Origin of the sequence: Psychrobacter piscatorii (assembly GCF_904846415.1) — a bacterium.
In the GTDB taxonomy this organism is placed as follows: domain Bacteria; phylum Pseudomonadota; class Gammaproteobacteria; order Pseudomonadales; family Moraxellaceae; genus Psychrobacter; species Psychrobacter piscatorii.
In genome coordinates this window covers 17,469-43,224 of sequence record NZ_CAJHAR010000019.1, presented here as the reverse complement: position 1 = coordinate 43,224, position 25,756 = coordinate 17,469, and the positions used below count along the sequence as shown (strand labels likewise).

Below are 25,756 nucleotides of genomic sequence, written 5' to 3'. Positions count from 1 at the left end.
AATGGATAACCTAAATACTCTAGCCCACTACCAAGCGCATCAATTGGGTACTGATATACCCACCAAACGTCCCCACTGCATAGCCCATAATACCCAAAAACACCCCTACAGGCGCAAGCGATGGATGAAAAGCCGTCGCGACGATCGGTGCCGACGATGCGCCGCCTGTATTGGCATTCGAGCCAACCGCCAAAAAGAAAAACGGTGCACGAATAAGTCTGGCAACAGCAAAGATAATCACCACGTGTATACTCATCCATAAAAAGCCGATAAGCAATAGCCGCCACTGCGAGACAATACCCGCCAAATTAATCTGCATACCAATCGCGGCAATCAGCACGAAGATAAATACGGTACCCATTTTGGACGCGCCAACATGGTCAAGGCGACGAATCTTAGTAAAAGAAAAAATGACACCTATCAACGTAATAATGACTACCATCCAAAAGAATGAACTGGCAAAACTATATTGCACCGCCCATTTATATGGGGCAAAAAAGTCAGCAATTTGTCCACCAACAAAGTGCGCCACTCCGACCATGGCAAAGCACAAGCCAAACATTACCATCAGATCATTGATGGTGGCTGGGCGGGCATGATCGCGCTCATAGCTCTCAACGGCTTTGATAACTTTATCAATGCTACTGGTATCCGCTCGCAAGAATCGATCGATCTTTGCACTGTGTTTTGCCATCACTAATATTGCCAATAACCACAATGAGGCATTAGTGGCATCCACCAAGATCATCATGCCAAATAGATCATCACTGACCCCAAACAGCTCCTTCATCGCTGCTTGGTTCGCCGCGCCGCCGATCCAGCTGCCCGCGACGGCAGAAAACCCGCGCCACAACGTATCGTCGACAAACATCTCAGGTGACACCCATTTGGCAATTCCTAAGCTAATAGGTCCACTGATAATAATGGCGATACTAGCAGCAAAGAACATCGCAATGGCTTTCCAGCCCAAGCCAAGGATTTTGGGAACATCCATGGATAAGGTCATCAATAGCAAACTTGCTGGCAGCAAATACGTGGCGGTAAAACCATAAATCTGCGCGCCAACGCCGTCAGCAAATACCCCTAAGCTGTTTAGGGTGGCGGGTATAAAACAGCACAGTACAATACCGGGCAATACCGCATAAAACCGTCGCCAAAACTTACCCGGTAAGCCTTGGGTATAAAAGACCAAGCCGATGATGGCCATGATAATGCCAAACGCTAATGGCAGGCTATCGATTGCTAAAGATGAGGTGGTAGGCATCAAGTCGCTCCAAGGCTGACAGCTGGCAAAAGTGAATCAGTATAGACAAGCTAAAAAACTCACGCAAGCAGACATTATGCTTGGCTTGATGACCAATGGGTTTATCACTTCAGTAAACAGTAGTCGTTCATTTGAGATATCTATTTTCAGGTTCATGATGGCTAGATCAAACATAAAAAAGCCAGATAACAAGTATCTGGCTTTTTGCTGCTATCTTTAGACGATTAATGAATTAGTAGCTTTAATCGTTCGTTATAGCGATATTATGAGTTTTTACCACGGTTGCCACCGTTTGGACGACCTTGGCCACGGCTGTCAGAACGACTTGCTGGGCGACCTTGGCTACCACTTGGACGACCGCGACCAGTTGCAGCGCGCTCACCACGTGGAACGCCATTGCTATCACCGCGGCTTGGGCCACCAGTGCGCTTGCCTTGATAAGGCTTGCCACCTGAACGCTCATTTGGTTTGCCTGACGTGTCACGTGGCTTACCTTGATAACCGCTGTCGTTGCTCGCGCGTTGACCAGTTGGTGCGCTGTCGCTTGAACGACCACGACCTTGACCACCGCTAGATTTACCAGCATAGCCACCGCTTGAACGACCACGGCCTTGACCGCCACCGTTAGAACGACCGCGACCACGGCCACGACCATTACCTTTGTTTTCGCTAGGTACGTACGTTTTCTTAGGCTCCATACCTTCGATAACACATACTTCCATTTTGCGATCTAAGTAACGGTTGATAGCATTCAGCTGTGGACGATCATCCATGCTACATAGGCTGATAGCAACACCGGTACGACCAGCACGGCCACAACGACCGATACGATGGACGTAATCTTCAGTCTGACGCGGCAAGTCATAGTTGATAACGTGCGAGATAGCTGGGATGTCTAGACCACGTGCAGCTACGTCAGTCGCTACTAGGATTTTTACTTTACCATTACGCAAGTCTTGAACGATACGGTTACGCTTGCTCTGTGGCAAGTCACCATGTAGGAAGCTTGCTTTGTGGCCTGCTTCTTGTAGCTGCTTAGCCAGTTTTTCAGTGCTACGTTTGGTCGCAGCAAAGATAATGATTTGTTCCATATCTTGCTGGCAAACGATTTTGTCAAGCAAACGGTTTTTATGATCAAAATCATCACAGTAGTACACTTTTTCTTCGATGTGTGCAGATTCTACTTTGATTGATACACGCTCAGGGTTCTTAGTGAAGCTGGCAGCGATTTTACCGACTGGGCCATCCCAAGTTGCTGAACACATGATTGTTTGACGATCGATTGGTGCTGCACGAAGGATGTCACTGATATCATCAGCAAAACCCATATCTAGCATGCGGTCAGCTTCGTCAAGTACCAATACTTCTAGGTTTGATAGATCAACACGGCCCGCATTGATATGGTCAAGTAGACGACCAGGCGTTGCAACGATTACTTGAACGCCCTTTTTCAAAGCAGTGATCTGACCGTTATATGGTGCGCCGCCAACGAGTGGCACACAAAATAGACCGCGCATGTCTTTAGAATAAGTGCGAACGCTGTCATGTACTTGCTGAGCAAGTTCACGCGTTGGCGTTAGGATAAGCGCTTTGGTTAGTTTGTCAAAGCTAGTGGCACGGCTCAAACGATCGAGTACTGGGATTACGAATGCCGCTGTTTTACCACTACCCGTTTGCGCTGACAATAAAAGGTCACGGCCGGCTAGTGCAAAAGGAATGGCTTGTTCTTGAATAGGGGTTGGATTGGTATAGCCACTGCGATCAAGCGCAGTAAGAATTGGCTTAGCAATGCCAAGATCAGTAAAGGTGATTTTGTTTTCTTCAGTGGCGTCAGTAGCAGCCGCTTGAGTATTGTTATCAGTATTTGCAGTAGTGTCGTTGCTTTCGATGATGCCGTTTTCAGCAGCGATTGCAGATAAGATGTCAGTCATAGTAATCCTTGGTAAGTATAAGCTGCTGTAAATTCAGCAAACTTGATGCATACCACTGATAACCGTTCATCACGCTGCTTTTATTAAAGGTTACCGAGCAACATAAAAGTGTCGATAATCAGAAACCAAGCCAATAGAGCTTAGCGTCTTTATAATAAATGCGTTCGTGCTGTCTGACGTATTTTGGTGGTAGTGCCGAGTGTCTTATCCATGCTTGATATACGCGCATTATCAATGCTTTGTCCAAAGCAGATAATCGCAAACAGCAACCAATCTAGACCCTATATAGGTCAGTAGATAAGATATGAGTCAAAAATAACTGATATGTTTAAGGCGTTATTTAAGTACACAAAATCATCGGCAACAATTACTTATGGTCATCCTAGACCCAAAATCGCAGGCGATGTTATCAATCTCATAATTCACGAAAGCCTAAGCTAACGTGGCGACGCAGTATAGCACAATAAAAAATTATGTGTAGCCATTTATTCAATTACTGAGTAAATAGCCCGAATAAGTCCTCTATTGAGCATGATAAACGGTTCATTCAATAAAAAATCGGTGATTATTTGACTACTTTAACATCCGTGACATAGGTCGGCAGCTGCCATGCCCCGCCCGCTTCGATGAGACGGCACAGCCCAGTGGTGCTTTCATGGCTTTTCTCAAATGCGCGGCCTGTCCACACCCAATCGACTTTACTCATACAATCACCAATACCGCGGCCTTTTTGTACTGAGCTAAGCTTACCTTTATCGTAATTGGTGGCGCTAGTCGTGACCAATGTCGGCTTGTAAGGCTTGCTATCATTGATCACCCACGCGCCACTACCTGCATTGTAAGCAGCTGTCCAACAATCATGCTGTGCGAGCAGCTGTGAATCATTTAGGCGACTGACATGCCAAGGCGACTTGTCTGATAGATTTGGGCAGTCAGCATCGGCATCTTTCATCGTTCCTTTCATCAATGAGGCCAATTGAGAGGATCTCATGACAAACTTTTTATCATTACTAATATCAGACTTGCCACTAGGCTCTACAAAACGCAGTACTGGTACAGCTTTGGGTGGCAATACATTGCTGTTAGATTTTACGGCCTCATTGCTATTTATAAAAGCGCTTGGTGTGCCTACTCGTCCTTGGACATCATCAGCTTTTAGCATCACTGCACTAGCGCCTTTATCTGAAAGCTGCCAGCGTGAGTTACGCAGTGCTAGCGTAATCTTGCTTGACCTTTGAAGCGCGCTTAGCAGTGCTGTGACCTGTGCTTGGGTTAGCTCAGCACTGCCTGCTGCTGCAGAATACGGCTTGGTTTCGCCGTAATTTCTATCGTTAATAAATAGTGATATTCGGTGACGGTTACCCAATTGCATTAAGGCTTTAGAAGAGCTGTCTTTAGCGCCACCAAGCTTTACTTTACCATCCACGCCAGCATCTGCACCTGCACGGCGAGTCAGCAAGATAGATACTGGGAACTCACTGTTATTATCTGCTTGATATCCTGCCAGCCGACAAGTACGGGTATTATCACAGACTACCTGCCAATCTTGGCTGGTAAACTCAGTTTCGGTGTGCGCCATACTTGCTGTACTAAACAAAGCCATGCTAACTGCTACAAGCATAGGTAAGCGCATTTTATTATTGTGTTTCATAATCCATTACTCATCAATCAAATAAGTATAAACACCTGTCTGTCACGGTGATAAGCGGTTATCTTAACGCACCAATGTTTCTATCTGTTGTACTAATGTACCATTATGTAAATACAAAAGGAAGTGGTCAGCGATTATATATTCATTATTTTAAATATAATAAAAATAGGCCGATAAGTGAATAACTTACCGGCCTAACTGTAATAATTGAAAATAATGAAATGATACTCGCGCTAATAATTAATCGATTGGTTTTAGTTCTAGCTCTACAGCGCGCTTGACGGCAGGTCTCTCAGCGATTTTCTTCGCCCAACGCTGTATGTGTTTGTAGTCTTGTACTTGTAAAAACTCTGCCGCATCGTATAGCTTACCGAGTACCAACTGTCCATACCATGCCCAAATGATCATATCGGCAATATTATAATCAGCCTCATCATTACCGCATAGGTACTCACTGTCTTTTAGATGAGTATCTAATACATCAAGCTGACGTTTAGTCTCCATGGTGTAACGATTAATTGGATATTCTAATGGCTCTGGTGCATAGGCATAAAAATGTCCGAAGCCGCCACCTAAGAAAGGCGCACTACCCATTTGCCACATGATCCACGACAGACAATCCGCTCGCGCTTTTCCTGGTGACAAAGGTAGGAATTTGTCAAACTTTTCTGCCAGATACATCAAGATAGCACCCGACTCAAAAAGAGCAATCGGCTCACCAGCGGTATCAGTAGAATGATCGACTAACGCTGGGATTTTTGAGTTGGGGTTAATCGCTACAAATCCTGAGCCAAACTGTTCACCTTGCGAAATATCAATTTTATAAGCATCATACTCAGCACCGCTAATACCAAGCTCTGCCAGCTCTTCTAATAATATATTTACTTTGACGCCATTGGGTGTGTTCAGTGAGTATAGCTGTAACGGAGCATCGCCTACTGGTAGCTCTTTATCATAACGAGCGCCAGAGGTTGGGCGGTTGATGCTTGCGAACTTACCGCCGTTGTCTTTGTCTTGTGTCCAAACTTTAGGCGGTACATATTTATCGTTTTGTGTGTCACTGGTTGATGCATTACTCATAGAATATCCTTAGTGATTATTGCCATTATTTTTGGTTATATTAGCTTTTACTTATCTTAGTACTGTTTTTCTTGATAGCCATGCTAATCATTCTATCAATTGCTATGCTATTTGTTAGCTAGGCTTTACTATAACGATAACCTCTGCTGATATTAAAGTCTTCTCTTGTAATCAATGTTACGATTTTGCTGTGATTAATGACATACCACTCAATGTCCCAAGCCCGCCATAATGCTTCGTTACCTTGAGGCACTTTAATTACCCTCTAAGCTTTCTTATACTACTCAACTTATATCGCGCAATCTGTCCGTAAAGACGCGAACCTCCCGATTTTATAATAAGATATCCAATGGGATTGACATGCTGACGCTCACCCCAACCCAAAATAAATACCTACCCTATGTCCTAGCGGTAGCGTTATTTATGCAAATTTTAGATGCCACTATTTTGAACACCGCATTGCCACAAATGGCATTAGCGTTGGATGAATCACCGTTAAAAATGCAATGGGCCGTTATCAGCTATGCGCTCACCTTAGCAATTTTTATCCCAATTAGCGGGTTTTTGGCAGATAAGTATGGTACACGCCGTGTTTTCTTATCAGCCATTGTGGTATTTTGCGTGGGCTCACTACTATGCGCTATGGCCTCTACGTTAAATTTTTTGGTCATCTCACGAGTGATACAAGGCATTGGTGGTGCCATGATGACTCCGGTTGGACGCTTGATTTTGGTCAAGTCCTACCCACGTAATCAGTTGCTAACGGTGATGAATTTTGCAGTAATTCCTGCTTTGGTCGCGCCATTGGTTGGACCTTTGCTTGGCGGTTATTTAGTGCAATATGCCAGCTGGCATTGGATATTTTTGATCAATATTCCGATGGGTGTGGTGGGTTTCTTGATTGGCAAAAAACTAATACCAGCACTGTTTGGCGACAAACAATCGCTAGACTGGCTGGGTTTTGGGCTGTTTGCATTGGGTGCATGCGCGTTGACGTTAGCCGTTGAGATGGGTTCAAAAGTGGGCCACGGTTACAATGCACTATTGCTAGCTGCCGCATCGATTGGTTTTTTACTGGCGTATGTATGGCATGCCAAACGCCACATTGCGCCGCTATTTTCTTTGACACTCTTTAATGTGCCTACCTTTCGAATCGGTATTATTGGTAATCTCTCGACAAGAATTGGTATCAGTGCCGTGCCTTTTTTATTACCATTACTATTACAAGTCGTATTTGAATACACACCTTCGCAGGCAGGTTGGCTGCTTGCTCCTATTGCCGTTGGTGCGCTTGGAGTAAAGCCATTTGTGAGCAAGCTTATCCAGCGTTACAGCTACCGCGTGGTATTGGTATACAACACCCTTATTTTGGGTTTACTGATCATTGTACTAGGACTGTTCTCAGATGCGGCGCAGTGGCCGTGGATGATCCCGGTGCTGATTGTGATTGGTGTTTGTAACTCAATCCAGTTTAGTGCCATGAATACCATCACTATCGGCGATCTACAAGGGGCACAGACCAGTAGTGGCAACAGCTTGATGGCTGTCAATCAGCAAATGGCAATCGGCTTGGGTATTGCCTTTGGTGCCGCACTGCTTAACTTGTTACGTGAGCGGTTTCAAGTAGATACCTTACTTGCTTTTCAGGTCACTTATTGGATATTGGGCGGCTTTACCATTCTCTCAGGATTGGGCTTTTTACGGCTGAAACCAGAAGATGGGCGTGGTTTGTACTAACTACCTCGGTGAATACTTAAAAGTTGATTGCCGCATATAAGCCTTTAGTGGTTTCTAAATGTAAAAAAGCCAGCGTATGTTTTGGTTAAAAACCAATCACACGCTGGCAAGTTTGCTTCATTGCTAACTGAGACGAATGCTAATTAAGACAAATTATTTATGGCGCGTCATCATCACTAATTTGTGATTGTATATAGCGTTCTGCACCCATACTTTCGAGCAAATCTTCTTGCGTCTCTAGCCAATCTTGATATTCTTCATTACCATCTTTTAGCGTAACTAGTAGGTGGCGAGACACATAGTCAGACTTTGTCTCGCATAGGGTGATTGCATCCGTAATGATGCTGAATTTTTGTTTCTCTAAACGCAGGTTGCACTCAATTACTTCGGGCACATCCTCGCCGACCAGTACCTTACCCAATTCCTGTAAGTTAGGTAAACCACCTAACAGCAAGATACGCGCAATCAAATCATCTGACCATTTCATCTCAGCGATAGACTGCTTATAAAGTGAGTCGTTAAGCGCTTCTAAGCCCCAATGACGGGCAATACGTGCGTGCAAGAAATACTGGTTAATCGCAATTAATGATTGACCAAGCACCTTGTTTAATGCACGAATGACCTCTTTATCCCCTTTCATGATCTCTCTCCCTTTCCTATTTATACTAAATGCTATATTTTTTATTCGTATCTGTGATGATATCAAACAAGATTAGGAGTGACTTCAGCCATCTGGGTTTGTAGATAATTAGGCAGACCAATCATGTCAATTAAGCGTAACTGTTGTTCAAGCCAATGCGCATGGTCTTCTTCAGTATCTTTTAGTTGCTCAACGAGCATCTCACGTGTGACATAGTCGTGCTCTGCTTCACAAAGCGCAATGCCTTCTTTTAGATGTTTCTGTACTTTATATTCTAGATCAAGGTCAATTTGCAACATCTCAGGGACAGTGCTGCCGATATTAATCGTATCAACCGTCATTTTTGGCGTACCACTTAGCATCAGGATACGACGGATAATTGCTTGTGCGTGTAGTGTTTCGTCTTCCATTTCATGATGGATACGATCATACAATTTGCCGTAATGCCATTCAGCATACATCTCTGAATGGATAAAATACTGGTCACGTGCAGCCAGCTCGCCGCCTAACAAGAAATTCAAATAATCAATGACTTTTTGACTGCCTATCATAATGTACACTCCTCTATTTATTTTTTACAGACCATTATATATTCACATTTTTACATATAAAGACAGCGCAATCGGTAAACTGATCAGTAAAGGGTCAAATCAACAAAACGTCTTACAATCTTAGACAGATATAGTAGCATACAGTCGCTACGTGGCATGTAATGTTGTGAACTAAGAATAAGATGCTAATTGAGAATTGTAATTAGCTACAGTTGTCAGTCACGATACTTGATACAAATTGATAGCAGCGATGTTGGCGTATCAATGAGGTTATATGGACGCCTGCAACCTACTCCTTATGTATAATGAAAGAATAGATGCAAGATATTGAATATATTTGGTTAGATTAGAGATAAGATCGACTAAGCTGAAAGTAGTTAAACTGCATACGCTAAGACATCGAGTGCTGCATGATGCTCGTCTAAATAGTCATTGACCATAGGCTCACAGCATCCACAGCAAGTTGCAACGTCGAGAGTGTCTTTTAGACCATCGAGGGTATCTACACCAGAAGCAATGGCTGCCTTGATTTGCTTTTCTTTGACGTTATTACAGATACATACGTACATGGATTGGCTCCTCTGATTACCACTATTTGATAGCGACTACTTGCTCAGCATCACGCTGATTACATGCAGTATAATAACGATAATTGTTATCATTTTCAATAACATTCGGAACATTTTTTGGTCGTGATGGTACTGTTGTATTTCGCACCATTCATTTATGTAAGTGGATATAAGCGTCCATGTAACCGAATATTGTAGAAGGTAGTAAATTAACGATGAACTGTAATTTTGCTTATTTTTTAATCGATTTTCTAGATAACTGCTGTTATATTGAACCCCTATAAACGAAGTCCATTGGAATTTTCCTATGTCTGATAATAATTTTACGATACGACCTATCGATTTGTTTAAAGTCTTATCTGATCCAACACGCCTAAAAATATTTCAAATTCTTTTTAAAAAAGAAGCACGCTGTGTGGGTGATTTGGTAGACATGCTTGATCAACCGCAACCAACAATATCGCGTCATTTGAACCATTTAAAAAAACTGGGTATCTTAAGCTGTGTACGTGACGGTACATGGATGTGGTATGAAGTCGCTGATGACTTACCAGAATGGTGTCAAGACATCTTGAATATCACTTATGATCAACTCTCTCCAAGTGATTCAGATAAAGATGAATCGAGACTTGCTTAAAGGTTATGAATAGACAAGTGTGGTTAATTGCACTTTGTATGATTCAACAAGCCAAAAAAAATCCTACCTAAGTAGGATTTTTTTTGGCTTATCGATCATGAATGACAATGAGTTAAAAGCTAAGCCGCTAAGCCAAATCCAAGAAGTCACTGATAAAGGCATTGGCTGGGCGATGTATCAGTTCCTCTGACGTTCCTACCTGCTCTACTCGACCTTGATTCATGACGACGATCTCGTCCGATACGGCGCGGGCTTCTTCTTGATCATGGGTCACCATGATGCTTGTGATACCAAGCTCGTGGTGGATGTTCTTTAACCAAGTGCGCAGCTCTTTACGTACTTTGGCATCTAACGCACCAAATGGCTCATCCAGCAGTAGCAGCTTTGGCTTGACCGCAAGTGCCCGTGCTAGCGCGATACGCTGACGCTGACCACCTGATAGTTGATGTGGGTACGCATTAGCGACTTGTGGGAGCTGTACCAGATCTAGCAGCTCTGCCACGCGCTTATTGATATCTGCTTTGCTGGGACGCTCATTTTTTGGCAGTAGTGTCAATCCAAACGCCACATTGTCTGCGATGTTTTTATGACGGAACAGCGCATAATGCTGAAACATAAAACCGATATGACGCTTCTGTACCGGCGTATTGGTGACATCCAGCTCATCAAACAGTACCTGTCCAGAGTCGGCATATTCCAGACCCGCTATGATACGTAGTAATGTGGTCTTACCACAGCCTGATGGACCTAGCAACGTCGTCAGCTTTCCGGTTGGAACGGTAATATTGATATTGTCTAAAGCCGTAAAGTCACCAAATTTTTTATTAACGTTGCGAATCTCAATGCTCATAATGGTATCTCTTATAATATCTTTTGTCGTATTGAGACCGATGTCTTAACGACTGTGTCAATATGATTGAACAACCCTGAATACTTATCAAACAACTTATAGCTTACTAACACTCTCAGCCGTTGACGTCGTCGCATTGGCACTCACTGGTAGCTCAGGGGCAGCCGCCAAACGTTCAGACTTAGCAAATTTACGCTCTTGCATTTTGGTCATGACTTGCTGAATCAGTAGCGTCACTAAGGCAAGGGCGGCAAGTAAGCTCGATAAGGCAAATGCAGCGGTAAAGTTATAATCATTATAGGCAATCTCAACCAACAGCGGCATGGTATTGGTCTCGCCGCGAATGTGACCAGATACCACACTGACCGCACCAAACTCGCCCATCGCACGTGCATTGGTCAAAATCAAACCATATAGCAGCGCCCATTTAATATTAGGCAATGTCACATGCCAAAAGGTCTGCCAGCCAGTCGCGCCCAAGGTTAATGCGGCTTGTTCCTCAGAGTCGCCTTGTGTTTGCATCAGTGGTATCAGCTCACGTGCAACAAACGGAAAGGTCACAAATAATGTTGCCAAAATGATCCCAGGTACCGCATAAATGACCTGAAATCCCATGCTCTCAAGCCAGCCGCCGATCGTAGAGTTGAGTCCGAATAGCAGCACAAACATCAAACCGGCAACGACAGGTGATACAGAAAATGGTAAATCAAGTAACGTCGTTACCAGCTGCTTACCTTTGAACTGATAGCGTGTGACCAACCATGCAATCGCAATACCCATGACCATGTTGATCGGTAAAACAATGGCCGCTGTGATCAATGTAAGTTTGATCGCTTGTAATGCCTCAGGGTCAACCAATGACGCAAGATATAACTGCCAGCCGTTTTTAAAAGCCTCATAAAACACAGCCAATAATGGCACCACTAGCATTAAGACCATAAACAGCACAGCGATAACAATAAAGGTACGGCGTATCCATGGCGTGTCTTTGGTCGCAGCGTTGCTTTGGTAGTCGTAGCTATTAGATATTTGCATATTAGCGAGCTCCCACGCGGCGCGACAGTTTCCACTGCATGATATTGATGGTCAATAAAATTACAAACGATATAAGTAGCATAAACAGCGCAACCGCAGAAGCACCTTGAATATCGAACTGCTCAAGTTTACTGATAATGATGAGTGGCAAAATCTCAGATTGCATCGGAATATTACCCGCGATAAAAATAACGGAGCCATACTCGCCAGTAGCACGGGCAAACATCATACCTGCACCCATCAGTAGTGCAGGCAGTAGTTCTGGCAAAATCACTTTACGAAAAGTGGTTAAGCGATTGGCACCCAATACGGCTGCGGCTTCTTCAAACTCAACCGATAGCTCTGCGAGTACAGGCTGTACTGCACGGACGATAAAGGGAAAGCTCACCACAACCAATGCTAGCCAAATACCTATCGGAGTAAAGGCGACCTGAATATCAAATTTAGCAAACCATTGACCAATCAAGCCATTAGGCGCGTACAGTGTCGCAAGCGAGATACCCGTCACTGCTGTTGGTAGTGCAAATGGCAAATCAACCAAGGCATTAATTAACGACTTACCCCAAAACTCATAGCGCACTAGGACCCATGCGACAAGCGTACCAAAGACCATATTGGTCAGCATCGCTAAAAACGACATCCATAAGCTGAGCTTAATTGCAGCAGTAACTTGCGGCTGGGTGATGGTTTCCCAAAAACCCGTCCAACCCATCTGAGTTGTGGTATAGGCCATCATGGCAAACGGTAGCACCACTAGTAATGACAAGCTAAAGACAGTAATACCCATGCTCAGACCAAACCCAGGTAGCACATTGCGCTGACGCAAACGTGTCAACCACCCTTTTTTGTTGGTGGGTTTGCTGGCAGAAGAAGATGTTGCACTCATAGTGATGTCCTATTGCCTAACTGATGGTACTTAGCGAGGGTGCTCACCGTAAGACCATTATTATCACAACTATTATTAAAATTATTATTGGTCGGCTTACAATATAAAGGACATAGTACGTACGACCATGTCCTTTGTGGGGTGCTTCATGACTGACTGTACGATTAACTACTTCGACCAGTTTCAGTGGTTAGCGCAGTAGCAGCTCTTATATACGTAGCAGGCGATTACTGCGGCGCATTAACAGCCAGTTGATCAAACACACCGCCATCACTGAAGTAGGTGCTCATGATCTCATCCCATGTGCCAAAGGCATCATTCGGGCGGAAAGTCTCAACAGGCGGCAATTTGTCACTGTTTTTGTCAAGAACGCTCTTAACGCTAGGACGTAAGTATAAATCGGCTGCTAGTTGCTGAGCAGGCTCACTCCATAAATAATCAAGATACGCTTTGGCCGCGTCGGTAGTACCTTTCTTGTCTGTTACCGTCTTCACAACTGCCACAGGGCTTTCTGATTTGATTGAGTATTTTGGATAAACGATATCTACTTGACCCGCACCAAAGTCAGTTGCTGCAAGGTTGGCTTCGTTTTCAAAAGTGACCAACACATCACCAATACCGCGCTGAACGAAAGTCGTCGTTGCTGCACGTCCGCCATTCTCATAGACTTTGACATTTTTGAGCATGTCTTTGACGTAGCCTTTAGCTTTTGTTTCATCTTGATTAAAAGCATGTAGGCCATAACCGTAGGCGCCTAAGAATGCATAACGACCGTTACCCGTCACTTTTGGGTTGGCCATGACAATCTCAACACCGTCTTTGGTCAAATCTTCCCAATCTTTGATATTTTTTGGATTGTCTTTACGTACCAATAATACAATCGTACTGGTAAAAGGAACGGCGTTGTCAGGGAATTTGCTTTCCCAATCTGACTCAACCAAGCCTTTTTTCTCGAGTAGCTCGATATCAGAGCCTTGGTTCATGGTGGCAACATCCGCTTGTAGACCATTAGCTACAGACAATGCTTGCTTACTTGAGCCGCCATGTGACTGCTTGATTAAAATCTTGCTGTCTGGGTTCTCAGCTTTATAATGCTCAACAAACAATGGGTTGTAGTCTTTATAAAAGTCACGTGCCACATCGTATGAGACGTTGAGTAGCTCAATATTCTGCCCTTCTGTCGTCGCTGAACCGTCAGCTGCCGCCTCAGTAGTCTCACTGTTGCTACAGCCAGCTAGACCCAATGTCAGAGCAACGCCAGCAATACTCAAGGCACTAAGGGTTTTACTCTTTTGTTGATAACGAGCTACGTCTGTCATAAATACCTCAAAGATGTCTGTTGTGTAATGCAAGTATGCTAACAGCGCCATCTTATTATGTTTAATGATGAATATGCGTATGTTATTGCCAAAAGGGAATAACAAGCAGGCAAAGCCAATCATATCAATAATTTATGAAAAAATTATATACGCATAACCAACTGTTTTCTGATTTTAACATTGGATACGTCTTATCTATCTTGTCAGTGTTATCACTGATAACGGCTAAGACAGATCATTCTACAAGCCAGAAATTAATGACTACCTAGCACTTGCCAGCTGTTCAAAACGGCCACCGTCTACAAAGAAAGTATCCATAATCTCTGCCCATGGGCCAAAGACGGCGACAGGCTCAAACGTTTCAATATCAGGCAGAGTATCTTTATGAGCGGCAAGTATTTGCTCATCACTCGGACGCATATACATTTTTGCCATGAGCTCTTGGGCAGGTTTATCCCATAAGCCTTTTAGATAAGCACTTGCCGCTTCGGTCTTACCCGCTTTATCAGTCACTGCCGTGACAACTGCTACTGGGTTGGCAATCGTAATCGAGTAACTTGGATAGACAATATCGACTTGACCTTTGGCAAATTGCTGAGCGGCCAAATTCGCCTCATTTTCGGTAGTGATAAGTACATCGCCTAGGCCGCGCTGGGTAAAACTGGTCGTCGCAGCACGTGCGCCATTGTCATAAGTGACGACATTTGCCAACAGCTTTTTGATAAAGTCATTGGTTTGAACTGGGTTGTCACTGCTGTTTTCTTTAAATTGATGCAAGCCATAGCCGTAAGCACCCAAAAAGGCATAACGTGCTGTACCACTGGTCTTGGGATTGGGCGTGACCACATCGATATCGTTACGTGCTAAATCCGACCAGTCTTGTATGTTTTTTGGATTGCCAGCACGAACCAGTAGCACCATAGTGCTGGTGTACGGCACGGCATTATTTGGTAGTGCCTGCTTCCAATCAGAAGCGACCAGACCCTTCTCAACCAACAGATTCATATCGCTCTCTTGGTTAAAGGTGACCACATCTGCTTGTAGTCCATTGGCAACAGATAATGCCTGCTTGCTTGAACCGCCATGCGATTGATTGATATTAACTTTGCTGTTTGGATGGGCTTTTTGATAGTCAGCGCTAAATAGCGCGTTATAGTCTTTATAAAAGTCACGAGACACATCATAAGAGACATTGAGGAGATTGACATCCTGCATCTCACCATTAGCGTTGTTCCCTCCATCGTTTTGCGCCCCTTCGGTTGGACTACAACCTGTCATAATGATCGCTGCTGCGAGCATGCCGCTAGTGGTAAGTGCCCGCGCTTTTATATGTTTATTATTGGTTGGCTGGATGCTAGCAATGCGGAATTTTTGGAATTTTTTTTGCATGATGCTCTCGATAAAGGTGGTAGAAGCGTTGTGTCAAAATTTTGACCATCATCATAGGGCTTACAACCATTTGAGCTTAGTTCTTTTGGCTTTTACTCTGTTGATTTCGGTTTTCGGATGATGAAAGCTATGCTAGCAGTATAAATAGCAAACGCTTAGTGACGAATCCGCTTATCAAGTCCTGATGTTGGCATAAGCACTTAGGATGTGCTCTTAGGAAATTATGAAGAACGAGAGGTAAATCATTGCAGGCAGGCTTATTAAATAGACTATAATTTAGTTAGGCTGTACCATCATTTTATATAGTGTGGCCCAAGCGCCAATGCTATATCCATTTTACCGTCTTATTTGACCAAAGGCCTTTTTATGACTCTTTCGTCCCATCGCTTTCATTCTGTTGCAGCATTAACATTGATGGCCTCTGCCCTAGCTGCCGTAACGGGTTGTCATAACGTGACGCCCGCGGTGAAAAATTCTGCGCACAGTGCTGTAGCGGTTCATTCAATTCCAGTGGACGTTGTCAGTGATGTTATGAAAGACTATATTTCTGGTGATTATGCTTCTGCGGATTATGACAAACGCGCACAAGGATATGACTGGGTTGGCGTCATGGTACGTGCAGAAAGTGACCAACAAATCGATATAAAAATTCGCTCACGCAGCGATATCAAAAAACAGACTTGTCAGTTTGATGGTAAGGCGACATTAATGGGGCAAGACGCGGCACACGGTACGATTTTTCAGGCGCAGGCAAATGACAGCACCGTCTTTTTTCAATTTAAAGATAATATGCTGACGATTGATAGCCCAGATAAGTATGCACTGAATTATTTTTGCTCAGGCGGTGCCTCACTTGCGGGAGAGTATCAAAAACTGGCAGAAGATTTAGAGATTTGATAGCTCACGCTAACTGAGGTGAAAGATGCTAGAAATGATGAACATAAAAAAGGTGTCAGACTAATTGTCCGACACCTTTTTTATTATTGATTTAGCACTGATTTTTTATGCTGACACGCTCGAGTTTATACCGCAGATGCACCCGTGAGTTTGACCTCAGCACGTTCTTCACGAGCGATGCTACCGTAATAGTTACGCAGTATCTCAAGCACTTCTGGACGGCTAAAGTTCTCTGGTACTTCCATATCTTCTGATAGCGCTTTACGCAGCTTAGTGCCAGATACTTTGACATGCTCAGAGGCGTCATGCGGGCAAGTCTTGTCCGATGCCATCGCGTTACACGCATTACACCAGAAGGTCCAGCCAATTTTTAGCGGCTGGGTGATAAGATCGTCTTTGCCAATCTGCTCAAAAATCGTTTGGGCATCAAACGCACCATAGTAATCGCCCACACCAGCATGATCACGGCCAACAATCAGATGGCTACAGCCATAGTTTTGGCGGAATAACGCATGCAATAAGGCTTCACGCGGTCCTGCATAGCGCATATCAAGTGGATAGCCCGCTTGAATAACGGTGTCTTGTTTGAAGTAATTGTCGATCAGGGTTTTGATGGCTTCTTGACGTACCTCTGCTGGAATATCACCTGGTTTTAGTGCGCCGAGCAATGAGTGAATCATCACACCATCACAGATCTCAATCGCGATTTTGGCCAAATACTCATGTGAGCGGTGCATCGGATTACGCGTTTGGAACGCCGCCACGGTCTTCCAGTTTTTCTCTTCAAAAATTTGACGCGTTTGCGCGGGCGTCTTATAGATACCAGGATAACGCGTTGGGAACTCACCTTCGCTCAGTACTTCTACACTGCCCGCAATATTAACGTCATCTTGATCCAATACTTGCTGAACGCCTGGATGCTCTGGATCTGTCGTGGTAAATACTTGCTGACACTCATGTTCTTTATCAATGGTATAGGTCTCTTCTACCGTCAAGATGCCCATGACTTCGCCATCTTTGGCAACCAATGCCACTTTGTCGCCTTGACTCAGATTATCCGCTGTCGCTTTTGGCGCAGATAACGTGATCGGAATTGGCCAAAACAAACCTTCATTATCACCACTTTGCAAACGCATGTTATCAACCACACCTTGCCAGTTGGCTTTATTCATAAAACCATTTAGTGGTGTAAAGCCGCCAATACCGAACATGATCAGATCACCACGCTCGCGTGAACTTAAGGTAATGGTTGGTAAGGTGCTGGCAAGCTCTAATGCTTGCTCGCGTGCGTCGCCCTCTAACAAGAGTGGCTTTAGCTCGGCACTGCCATGTGGCGGAACCAGCTTTGATTTTGATTGGGATTGAGTTTGGCTTTGGGTCTGAATCAGGGTCTGAGACATATAGTTATTAAAACCTCTTATTAGAAAGAATGGTTGGAAGAGATGAGCAAAAACACGAAAGTGATTAAATATACAAAACTGAGAAGAAAGCCGTCGATAGATAAGAAGTAGCGTACTAGCGATCAGGCGTTAAATTTGATAAGCATAGGCTACCTAACTTTCGTTATGAAAATTTATGCTGTGTTTGGATATGGATATGTCTGAAAGGAATTTATGTTTATAGATAGAAGCTTATATGATGTGACCCTGAATTGTTTAAATGGCGATTTGTGGTTCACCTACGAGCACAGATATTAGATTGCTTCCATCGCTGCTTTTAAGACTAAAAACAAAACTGAGATTACGTCATGTATCAATATAATTACGCTGACCAGACGTTGGTAGAGGAACGAGTTGCCCAATTTCGCGACCAAACCGAGCGATTTCTAGCGGGTGAGCTGCCAGAAGAGCAGTTTTTGCCACTTCGATTGCAAAACGGTCTGTATATTCAGCGTTATGCGCCGATGCTCCGTATCGCCATCCCTTACGGACTACTTGCCAGCTATCAGTTGCGCAAATTGGCAGAGATTACCCGTAAGTATGATAAAGGTTATGGGCACATGACTACCCGTACCAATATTCAGCTGAACTGGCCAAAACTAGAAGAAGTGCCAGACATTTTGGCAGAATTGGCAACCGTACAAATGCATGCCATCCAAACCTCAGGCAACTGTATCCGTAATACCACAACGGACCCTTACGCTGGTATCCATAAAGAAGAAATCGCTGATCCACGTCCTTATTGCGAAATCATTCGTCAGTGGTCAACCTTCCACCCTGAGTTTGCTTTTTTACCGCGTAAATTTAAAATTGCGGTAATCGGTACCGAAGCGGATCGCGCTGCGACGCAAGTACATGATGTGGGTCTGCACGTCATTACCAATGACGCAGGTGAGCTTGGCTTTGAAGTTATCGTTGGTGGTGGCTTAGGACGCACCCCCGTTATTGGCAAAACCATTCGCAAGTTTTTACCTCGTGAGCATTTACTCAGCTATCTCGATGCCATTTTGCGCGTTTATAACCTGCACGGTCGCCGTGATAACAAGTACAAAGCCCGTATTAAGATTTTGGTCGATAGCTTAGGCGGCAATCAGTTTGCCAAATTGGTGGAGGCTGAGTGGGAAGCACATACCAAAGATGGCCCGCTTACCTTGACTGAAGACAATTTTGACACCGCTGCCAGCTATTTCAGCATGCCTAATTATCAGTCATTTGATGCGCTCGCAGTACAGTCTGAGTTACAACAACAACTAAACGCTGATAAAGACTTTGCCAACTGGTATCACCAGAACACCGTCGCACATAAGGTAGATGGTTACCGTGCGGTCGTGATTTCTTTAAAAGCCGGACTGGTGGACGGTCGTTATGTGCCATCAGGTGACTTGAGTGATACGCAAATGGATGCGCTTGCCGATTTGTCTGATCGTTATAGCTTTGGTGAGCTGCGCGGTACGTATCAGCAAAATCTAGTATTCGCTGATGTGCAAACCAATGAGCTTTATGAATTGTGGCAGCAGTTGTCAGACTTGCATTTGGCGCGCGCCAATATCAACACCTTAACCGACATGATTGTCTGCCCAGGTTGGGATTATTGCTCACTGGCCAATGCCACTACGCACAATATCGCTGAGCAAATCGAAAAGCAGTTTGATGATTTAGATTACTTGTATGATCTTGGTGATATTCGACTAAATATGTCAGGCTGTATGAACGCCTGCGCCCATCATCACACAGGTGATATCGGTATCTTGGGTGTGGACAAAAAAGGCGAGCATTGGTATCAGATTAGCCTTGGCGGTAACTCTAGTAATGACGCCAAATTGGGCAAAATCTTAGGAAAAGCGGTGCGAGCGGATGATGTGGCCAGCACCTTGCAAACCATTTTAGATGTGTATCTCGATATACGCGGCACTAACGAACAAGATGTTGAGGGTTTTGGCGACGTGATTGACCGCGTTGGCATCGCCCCCTTTAAGGAGAAGGTCTATGGCTAATCATCATGTGCTCGATAGCCATGGCGCAGACATTAGTGGCGAAGATACTTGGCAAGCGCTAGCGACAGCGCAGTTGCCTGATGGTATCGCGTTATCAAACCTGACCTTGCTTGAGCTGTTACACAAGCAAGAAAAAGTCGATGTACTTGTCCCATTAGCAGATTTATTGAATGCTGATGGCAAACTGGCAAACGGTTTGCTCGCGCAAGTATTGGATATCCTCAAGCAGCACAGCAGCCGGTTGGGTGTGTGGATCACGTCCAACACTGATGCTGATGATCTGCCTGATGTAAAAGACTTTTTATTGACGCAAGACTTGATCGTCATTCATGTCCCAAGTTTTGTGGATGGTCGCGGTTTTAGTTTTGCACAGACCCTGCGTCAGCTTGGTTATGAAGGTGATATTCGCATGGCAGGCGCGTTTGGTCGTGATCAAATCGCTTATTTGCTGCGCGCCGGTGCTACTAGTTTTGTACTTAATGGGCATGATGCTAAATCTGATATCAGCCAAGCTTTCACTGCCCTAGCCAGCAGCTATGATGGTCGAGACGCTTCAGCATTACCGATGTTCTCAAAAAACTAATTTTATTGTTCACTATCAAATCGCTATTTTTATATTAACAATTATTAAGGAATGTATCATGAGCCAATTACACCCAAACCTAGATATCGACCAAGCAAACCAAGATTTGCAAGGTAAATCACCTGAGCAAATCGTTGAGTGGGCACTGACACAAGCAAAAAACCCAATCATCACGACCAACTTCCGTCCTTATGAGTCAGCGATCTTGCATTTGGTTGCCAAGCAGCGCCCTGACATCACTGTATTGTGGGTAGACTCAGGTTACAACACCGATGCGACCTATCAGTTTGCTAACAAATTGATTCGTGATCTTGATCTAAACGTTGTGACTTATATCCCAAAACAAACGGCTGCACACCGTGATGCGACTATGAATGGTATCCCAGGTATCGATAACCCTCAGCATGACGAGTTCACTGAACAAGTTAAGCTTGAACCATTTCGCCGTGCACTAGATGAGCTAAAGCCTGATGTATGGTTTAATGCCATTCGTAAAGACCAAACAGAATTCCGCCAAGGTCTTGATGTACTTAGTTTATCAAAAGACGGCGTATTGAAAGTAGCGCCATTGTTCGAAAAAACAGATGCGGATCTAGACGTGTACTTAGATGAGCACAACTTGCCAAACGAGCATGACTACTTTGATCCAACCAAAGTAGAAGAAAGCCGTGAGTGTGGTCTGCATACTCAGTTATAATCTTTGATAACCACTCACAGATTCTGCAATTATAAAAAAGCCCTCTCATTTTGAGAGGGCTTTTTTATGGTTAGGACGATACATAATAATCGTTCGGGATATAGTTGACGATCATGTTGACAACTACTAAAGCTATTTGCGACCTAATACCCAACCGCCATCCATTAAAACGTTAGCGCCTTGCATATAATTAGAATCATCAGATGCCAAAAACACGGCAAGTGCAGCAATCTCTTCAGGCTTACCAGCACGCTCGGCCGGAATACGCGCTAGACGCTCATCGTCAATACCCTCAGTCATGGGTGTTTTTATAAAACCTGGCGACAATGTATTCACTTTGATGCCTTGACTACCAAAATCAAAAGCCAGCTGTTTCGAAAACCCCAAAATGGCATGTTTGGAGGTAACATATGCTGAGCCGCCCGGTCCTGCCATTTGTGTCGCTTGCGAGCCGACATTAATAATAGTGCCGCCGTCTTGCTTAATAAAATGCGGAATCACCATTTTGGACGCCAGATAAGGCGCTTTGACATTAATCGCCATCAATTTATCGTAAAAATCTTCTTCTAGCTCAACAGCATTGTCATAAGCATCATGAATACCAGCACCGTTGTACAAGATATCAATTTTATCGTAAGTGGTTAATGCGCTATCAACCACGGCTTGAATATCACTCTTTTGCGTTACATCAGCTTTTACAAAGATGGCATCTTGATTGTTATCTGTAATATCTTTGACGATTCGATTGCCGTCTTCCTCATCGCGCCCTGTGACGACGACTTTAGCGCCTTCATTAGCGAATGCCTTAGCCGTCGCCTCTCCCAAACCTGAAGTGCCACCAAATATAATCGCCACTCTGTCTTGTAATTTCATAGTATGCTTACTCTTTTAAATATTGTGAATTATTGATATACGATTGATTATCTTAAGACATGCTAGCACAACCTAATTTTGGGATATGTTAGCGTGTGTTAGGTAATTTATTGATTTGAGAAAGTCATCTCATCTATTCCTATTGGTAAGAAAAATATCAATTAATATTTCAAAAAAGAATATGCTAATGCCAATTCACTAGGTGAGAGTGTGTCTGTGATACCTCATAATGGCGGCATTCCTCATACCTTTTCTATTCTTTATAATAAATAATTCAATATATGGTGACACTATGAACACCTTCCCGCTATTTTTTAAATTAGAAGGCCGCAAAGTGCTCATCGTGGGCGGCGGCGAAGTGGCACTGCGTAAAGCTGACTTGCTCAGCCGTGCTGGCGCGTGCATTACGATCCTTGCGCCTGACATCAGCCATGAGATACAAGCCTTGCTCACCGATGATAAACACGAATTTATCTACGAGAATTATAATAAGCGCTATATGTCAGGTGCACGTGTGATCATTGCCGCAACTGATGATGAAACGCTTAACCATGAGATTCACGCCGATGCGACTGAACTAAATATCCCGGTCAATGTGGTCGATACGCCGCCCTTGTGTGATTTTATCTTTCCAGCCATTATTGATCGCAACCCCATTGTCATTGGCATTTCATCAAATGGTAAAGCCCCAGTGTTGGCGCGTCTATTAAGAGCACGCCTTGAGACTTTGATTCCGCAAGGCTACGGTAAACTAGCCAAGCTGGCAGGGGATTTCCGTACTGAGGTAAAAGCCAAAATACCAACGCTGACTGGACGGCGGCAGTTTTGGGAGCGTGCGTTTGAAGGTCAAGTCAGCCAGCTGATGTTTGCCGGTAATGAAACAGAAGCAGCTGCCAAGCTACAAGCGGATTTAGATAGCACTGCCGCTGCTATTCATGATAAAGCCCACCCTGATGCTGCGGAAAATACAACGCCTACTCTGTCAGACGAGTCAGAAAAAAAACTACCCCCCGTAGGCGAAGTTTATATCGTTGGCGCAGGCCCTGGTGACCCAGAGCTTTTGACGTTCAAAGCACTGCGTTTGATGCAGCAAGCAGATATTGTCTACTATGACGCATTGGTATCGCCACAAGTGCTGGATCTTTGCCGCCGTGATGCGGACAAAGTGTTTGTCGGTAAAAAACGCAGTAACCATACGGTCGCGCAGCTTGGCATCAATGAGTTGTTGGTTAATAGCGCCAAAGAAGGTCGGCGTGTCGTTCGCTTAAAAGGTGGCGATCCGTTTATCTTTGGTCGCGGCGGTGAAGAGATTGAGAGCCTGCGCGCTCATGGCGTACCATATCAGGTCGTACCAGGGATCACTGCTGCTAATGCCGCTGCTAGCTATGCGGGGATTCCACTCACTCACCGTGACCACTCGCAATCCGTACGTTTTGTGACAGGGTTTTTGAAAGCAGGCGCACCCAACAGTAACTTCAAAAACTTCTTGAACACCGATGAGACGGTCGTATTTTATATGGGTCTGCACTCGCTGGCACGCTTAACTGAAGGCCTGATAGGCGCTGGTCGTAGCGCTGATACCCCGATTGCCATTGTCTCAAATGCCAGTATGCCCAATCAGCAAGTCCTAACAGGTACGCTTGCCAGCATCGTCAGTCAGCAAGAAGTCGCTCAGCTGCCGACACCTGCTCTACTTATCATGGGCGACGTGGTCGCGCTGCATGATAACTTGGCTTGGTATAATCTACAGAATCAGCAGCACAGTCAAAACAGTGATGATATAGCTAAAAATTGGTTACGTGAAGGCTCGAGAGGTGAAGCAGTAAAACAACCCATAGACCAGCAAGCGCACGCACTATCGATGATTGCAAATCTTGCGACAAATTCAGGGGACGATCTAGAGCAGCTCATCGTCGATTAATCTTCTGTGTTTTATTATTCCCTGTACCGCAAAGCGACCCTGCCAACAGATAATTGGCAGGGTTTTCTTTTGGCAACAGAGAAAATTCCAACAATTCTTGCTAGAATGAAAGCTACCTAATTACTGTTCTGACGTTTAATAATAAGCCAAACTATGCCCCTATCTATCGCTCCTAAATACACCTCTATTAAACCTTTAAAAGTATTGCACACATCCGATTGGCACTTGGGGCGTAGGCTTTATGGTCGTCTGCGTTATGAAGAGTTTGAGGCATTTTTGCAATGGCTAGAGAACACCATTAGTACACAGCAAGTAGATATATTGATTGTTGCAGGTGACATCTTTGATACCATGACGCCAAGCAATAAAGCCCAAGCGCTGTATTATGAGTTTTTGGGTAGGGTCTCACGCTCCTGCTGTCAGCATGTGGTCATTGTCGCAGGCAATCATGACTCACCAACATTTTTGGATGCGCCAAGTAATGTGCTCAAATTTTTGAATGTCCATGTTATTGGCACGGCTTGTGATGATTTAGAAGATGAAGTATTGGTCTTGGGCGATGATAATAACAATCCTCATTGCATCATCGCCGCTGTACCCTACCTGCGCGACCGTGATGTGCGTAGCAGTAGCGCTGGCGAGTCTGCGGATAGCAAAGATGCCAATGTTATCAAAGGTATTCGCACCCACTATGACGAAGTAGCAAGCATTGCAAAAGGACAGCAGGCAGAATTAATAAAAACTCATCAACGGCATATTCCTATCATTGCCACAGGTCATCTATTCGCTGCTGGTGGCAAAACAACCGACGATGATGGCGTGCGCGATCTCTATGTTGGCTCACTTGGCAAAATCTCCGCCGACATGTTTGATGAGGGCTTTGATTATGTTGCTCTTGGGCATTTGCACGTACCACAGCGCGTTGGCGGTCGTGAGAGTATTCGCTACTCAGGCTCACCCATCGCGATGGGCTTTGGCGAGGCAAGACAACAAAAACAAGTGCTACTTATACAATTTAGCAATTCTGAATCTTTTGATGATGATGGCTTAGGGCTAAACGTCATGCCTCAACTTGCCAGCACAGATGCTAATGTTAAAACTACCACGGTTGAAAGATCAGTAGAAAAAAATGCTAAAAAAGCACCCGTACAATCTGGTTTTATAGATGACTTGTTTGGCTTTGACGAGCCATTAGAAAATGAGGAAGTGAAAAAATATACTGCCCCAGAAAATACTTCTGTTCAGCAAGCGCAAAAAAATCAATCATTGACTACTGATGCCGCTGTCCCAAACAAAACTCTGCACTGCAATGAGGTTAATCAGATGCAAGTCACATCCCTACCCATTCCAAAATTCCAACAGCTGGCACAGATATCTGGTGACCTAACCACAATCTCGCAAACGATAAAATCACTCACACCAACTGAATCTGTTTGGTTAGAGGTGGTCTATACGGGTGACGAGATTGTTAGTGATTTGCGTGAGCAAGTGCAAGCAATGGTAGAAGGATTGCCGTGTGAAGTGCTTAAGATAAAAAACACTCGTACTTATAACAAAGTGCTTAATCAACAGCAGACCTCAGAGAACTTGCAAGACTTAAATGAGATGGAAGTGTTTGAGCGCTGCTTGACGATAAATGATGTGGCTAAGTCACAAAAAGACTCGTTGCGCAATGCCTATGGCCAGATACTTTATCACTTACATCATGAGGACAAACAGGCAAAATGATATAAGTGTGAATCATTATCGCACTTCTATTTTCTATCTCTCTAATTTTTCGCAGTTGCTGCTATCACTAATAATAAGATATATC

At 44.3% G+C, this 25,756-nt stretch carries 21 protein-coding genes and 1 pseudogene; 8 read left to right on the top strand and 14 right to left on the bottom strand.

The annotated features are described in order from the left end of the window. Positions 1 to 19: 19 nt before the first annotated feature. The 4 genes from JMX83_RS09570 to yghU form a co-directional block, all read right to left on the bottom strand. Positions 20 to 1,264 (bottom strand): DUF819 family protein, encoded by a 1,245-nt coding sequence (locus JMX83_RS09570; RefSeq protein ID WP_201601091.1) that lies wholly within the window; start codon positions 1,262 to 1,264, stop codon positions 20 to 22. 263 nt (positions 1,265 to 1,527) lie between these two features. Beyond that, positions 1,528 to 3,195 carry a DEAD/DEAH box helicase gene (locus tag JMX83_RS09565; protein ID WP_201601088.1) on the bottom strand — a complete coding sequence of 556 codons (1,668 nt, stop codon included), beginning with the start codon at positions 3,193 to 3,195 and terminating at the stop codon, positions 1,528 to 1,530. A gap of 565 nt (positions 3,196 to 3,760) precedes the next feature. Then, positions 3,761 to 4,846 carry a DUF1176 domain-containing protein gene (locus JMX83_RS09560; RefSeq protein ID WP_201601085.1) on the bottom strand — a complete coding sequence of 362 codons (1,086 nt, stop codon included), beginning with the start codon at positions 4,844 to 4,846 and terminating at the stop codon, positions 3,761 to 3,763. 240 nt (positions 4,847 to 5,086) lie between these two features. Next, positions 5,087 to 5,926 carry a glutathione-dependent disulfide-bond oxidoreductase gene (yghU, locus tag JMX83_RS09555; RefSeq protein WP_201601082.1) on the bottom strand — a complete coding sequence of 280 codons (840 nt, stop codon included), beginning with the start codon at positions 5,924 to 5,926 and terminating at the stop codon, positions 5,087 to 5,089. A gap of 360 nt (positions 5,927 to 6,286) precedes the next feature. On the opposite strand from yghU, the gene JMX83_RS09550 reads away from it, so the two are divergent. Next, positions 6,287 to 7,663: a DHA2 family efflux MFS transporter permease subunit gene (locus JMX83_RS09550; RefSeq protein ID WP_201601079.1), complete on the top strand. Its 1,377-nt coding sequence runs from the start codon at positions 6,287 to 6,289 to the stop codon at positions 7,661 to 7,663. Positions 7,664 to 7,820: 157 nt separating this feature from the next. Here the strand turns inward: JMX83_RS09550 and bfr (JMX83_RS09545) are convergent, their stop codons facing one another. The 3 genes from bfr (JMX83_RS09545) to JMX83_RS09535 form a co-directional block, all read right to left on the bottom strand. Then, the gene (gene bfr, locus JMX83_RS09545; protein ID WP_201601076.1) at positions 7,821 to 8,303 is read right to left on the bottom strand and encodes a bacterioferritin; all 483 of its coding nucleotides are present in this window, start codon (positions 8,301 to 8,303) and stop codon (positions 7,821 to 7,823) included. A 62-nt stretch (positions 8,304 to 8,365) separates the two neighbouring features. Next, positions 8,366 to 8,854: a bacterioferritin gene (gene bfr / locus JMX83_RS09540; RefSeq protein WP_075107601.1), complete on the bottom strand. Its 489-nt coding sequence runs from the start codon at positions 8,852 to 8,854 to the stop codon at positions 8,366 to 8,368. A gap of 377 nt (positions 8,855 to 9,231) precedes the next feature. Beyond that, positions 9,232 to 9,423, bottom strand: coding sequence for a (2Fe-2S)-binding protein (locus JMX83_RS09535; RefSeq protein WP_075107600.1), 192 nt, complete (start codon positions 9,421 to 9,423; stop codon positions 9,232 to 9,234). 307 nt (positions 9,424 to 9,730) lie between these two features. On the opposite strand from JMX83_RS09535, the gene JMX83_RS09530 reads away from it, so the two are divergent. Then, positions 9,731 to 10,060 (top strand): ArsR/SmtB family transcription factor, encoded by a 330-nt coding sequence (locus tag JMX83_RS09530; protein WP_075107599.1) that lies wholly within the window; start codon positions 9,731 to 9,733, stop codon positions 10,058 to 10,060. Between the two features lie 130 nt (positions 10,061 to 10,190). On the opposite strand, the pseudogene JMX83_RS09525 reads toward JMX83_RS09530, so the two are convergent. The 5 genes and pseudogenes from JMX83_RS09525 to JMX83_RS09505 form a co-directional block, all read right to left on the bottom strand. Beyond that, positions 10,191 to 10,910: pseudogene (locus tag JMX83_RS09525) on the bottom strand (sulfate/molybdate ABC transporter ATP-binding protein); the annotation flags it as partial. Positions 10,911 to 11,006: 96 nt separating this feature from the next. Beyond that, positions 11,007 to 11,945 (bottom strand): sulfate ABC transporter permease subunit CysW, encoded by a 939-nt coding sequence (cysW, locus tag JMX83_RS09520; RefSeq protein ID WP_201601069.1) that lies wholly within the window; start codon positions 11,943 to 11,945, stop codon positions 11,007 to 11,009. 1 nt (position 11,946) lies between these two features. Beyond that, the gene (cysT, locus tag JMX83_RS09515; RefSeq protein ID WP_201548240.1) at positions 11,947 to 12,831 is read right to left on the bottom strand and encodes a sulfate ABC transporter permease subunit CysT; all 885 of its coding nucleotides are present in this window, start codon (positions 12,829 to 12,831) and stop codon (positions 11,947 to 11,949) included. 227 nt (positions 12,832 to 13,058) lie between these two features. Further along, positions 13,059 to 14,150 carry a sulfate ABC transporter substrate-binding protein gene (locus JMX83_RS09510; RefSeq protein WP_201601066.1) on the bottom strand — a complete coding sequence of 364 codons (1,092 nt, stop codon included), beginning with the start codon at positions 14,148 to 14,150 and terminating at the stop codon, positions 13,059 to 13,061. A 261-nt stretch (positions 14,151 to 14,411) separates the two neighbouring features. After that, positions 14,412 to 15,539 carry a sulfate ABC transporter substrate-binding protein gene (locus tag JMX83_RS09505; RefSeq protein WP_201601063.1) on the bottom strand — a complete coding sequence of 376 codons (1,128 nt, stop codon included), beginning with the start codon at positions 15,537 to 15,539 and terminating at the stop codon, positions 14,412 to 14,414. Between the two features lie 366 nt (positions 15,540 to 15,905). Here JMX83_RS09505 and JMX83_RS09500 point away from each other — a divergent pair, with 366 nt between their 5' ends. Beyond that, on the top strand, positions 15,906 to 16,436 hold the full coding sequence (locus JMX83_RS09500; RefSeq protein ID WP_201601060.1) for a hypothetical protein: 531 nt from the start codon (positions 15,906 to 15,908) through the stop codon (positions 16,434 to 16,436). A 125-nt stretch (positions 16,437 to 16,561) separates the two neighbouring features. Here JMX83_RS09500 and sat read toward each other — a convergent pair whose 3' ends face one another. Then, positions 16,562 to 17,836 (bottom strand): sulfate adenylyltransferase, encoded by a 1,275-nt coding sequence (gene sat, locus JMX83_RS09495; protein WP_201601057.1) that lies wholly within the window; start codon positions 17,834 to 17,836, stop codon positions 16,562 to 16,564. A 347-nt stretch (positions 17,837 to 18,183) separates the two neighbouring features. On the opposite strand from sat, the gene JMX83_RS09490 reads away from it, so the two are divergent. The 3 genes from JMX83_RS09490 to JMX83_RS09480 are packed head-to-tail and all read left to right on the top strand — an operon-like array spanning position 18,184 to position 21,149. After that, positions 18,184 to 19,869 carry a nitrite/sulfite reductase gene (locus tag JMX83_RS09490; protein ID WP_201601054.1) on the top strand — a complete coding sequence of 562 codons (1,686 nt, stop codon included), beginning with the start codon at positions 18,184 to 18,186 and terminating at the stop codon, positions 19,867 to 19,869. Beyond that, positions 19,862 to 20,452, top strand: coding sequence for a DUF934 domain-containing protein (locus JMX83_RS09485; protein WP_201601050.1), 591 nt, complete (start codon positions 19,862 to 19,864; stop codon positions 20,450 to 20,452). The genes JMX83_RS09490 and JMX83_RS09485 overlap by 8 nt, the downstream gene beginning before the upstream one ends. Positions 20,453 to 20,510: 58 nt before the next feature. Continuing rightward, positions 20,511 to 21,149 (top strand): phosphoadenosine phosphosulfate reductase domain-containing protein, encoded by a 639-nt coding sequence (locus JMX83_RS09480; RefSeq protein WP_201601048.1) that lies wholly within the window; start codon positions 20,511 to 20,513, stop codon positions 21,147 to 21,149. Positions 21,150 to 21,281: 132 nt separating this feature from the next. On the opposite strand, the gene JMX83_RS09475 is transcribed toward JMX83_RS09480, so the two are convergent. Further along, on the bottom strand, positions 21,282 to 22,022 hold the full coding sequence (locus JMX83_RS09475; protein WP_201601046.1) for an SDR family NAD(P)-dependent oxidoreductase: 741 nt from the start codon (positions 22,020 to 22,022) through the stop codon (positions 21,282 to 21,284). Between the two features lie 292 nt (positions 22,023 to 22,314). Between JMX83_RS09475 and cysG the strand changes: the two genes are divergently transcribed. Together cysG and JMX83_RS09465 are read left to right on the top strand one after the other, a co-directional pair. Beyond that, complete coding sequence (cysG, locus tag JMX83_RS09470; RefSeq protein ID WP_201601044.1) at positions 22,315 to 23,943, top strand: siroheme synthase CysG; 1,629 nt, start codon at positions 22,315 to 22,317, stop codon at positions 23,941 to 23,943. A 153-nt stretch (positions 23,944 to 24,096) separates the two neighbouring features. After that, positions 24,097 to 25,671 (top strand): exonuclease SbcCD subunit D C-terminal domain-containing protein, encoded by a 1,575-nt coding sequence (locus tag JMX83_RS09465; RefSeq protein WP_201601042.1) that lies wholly within the window; start codon positions 24,097 to 24,099, stop codon positions 25,669 to 25,671. The last annotated feature ends 85 nt before the right edge of the window (positions 25,672 to 25,756 follow it).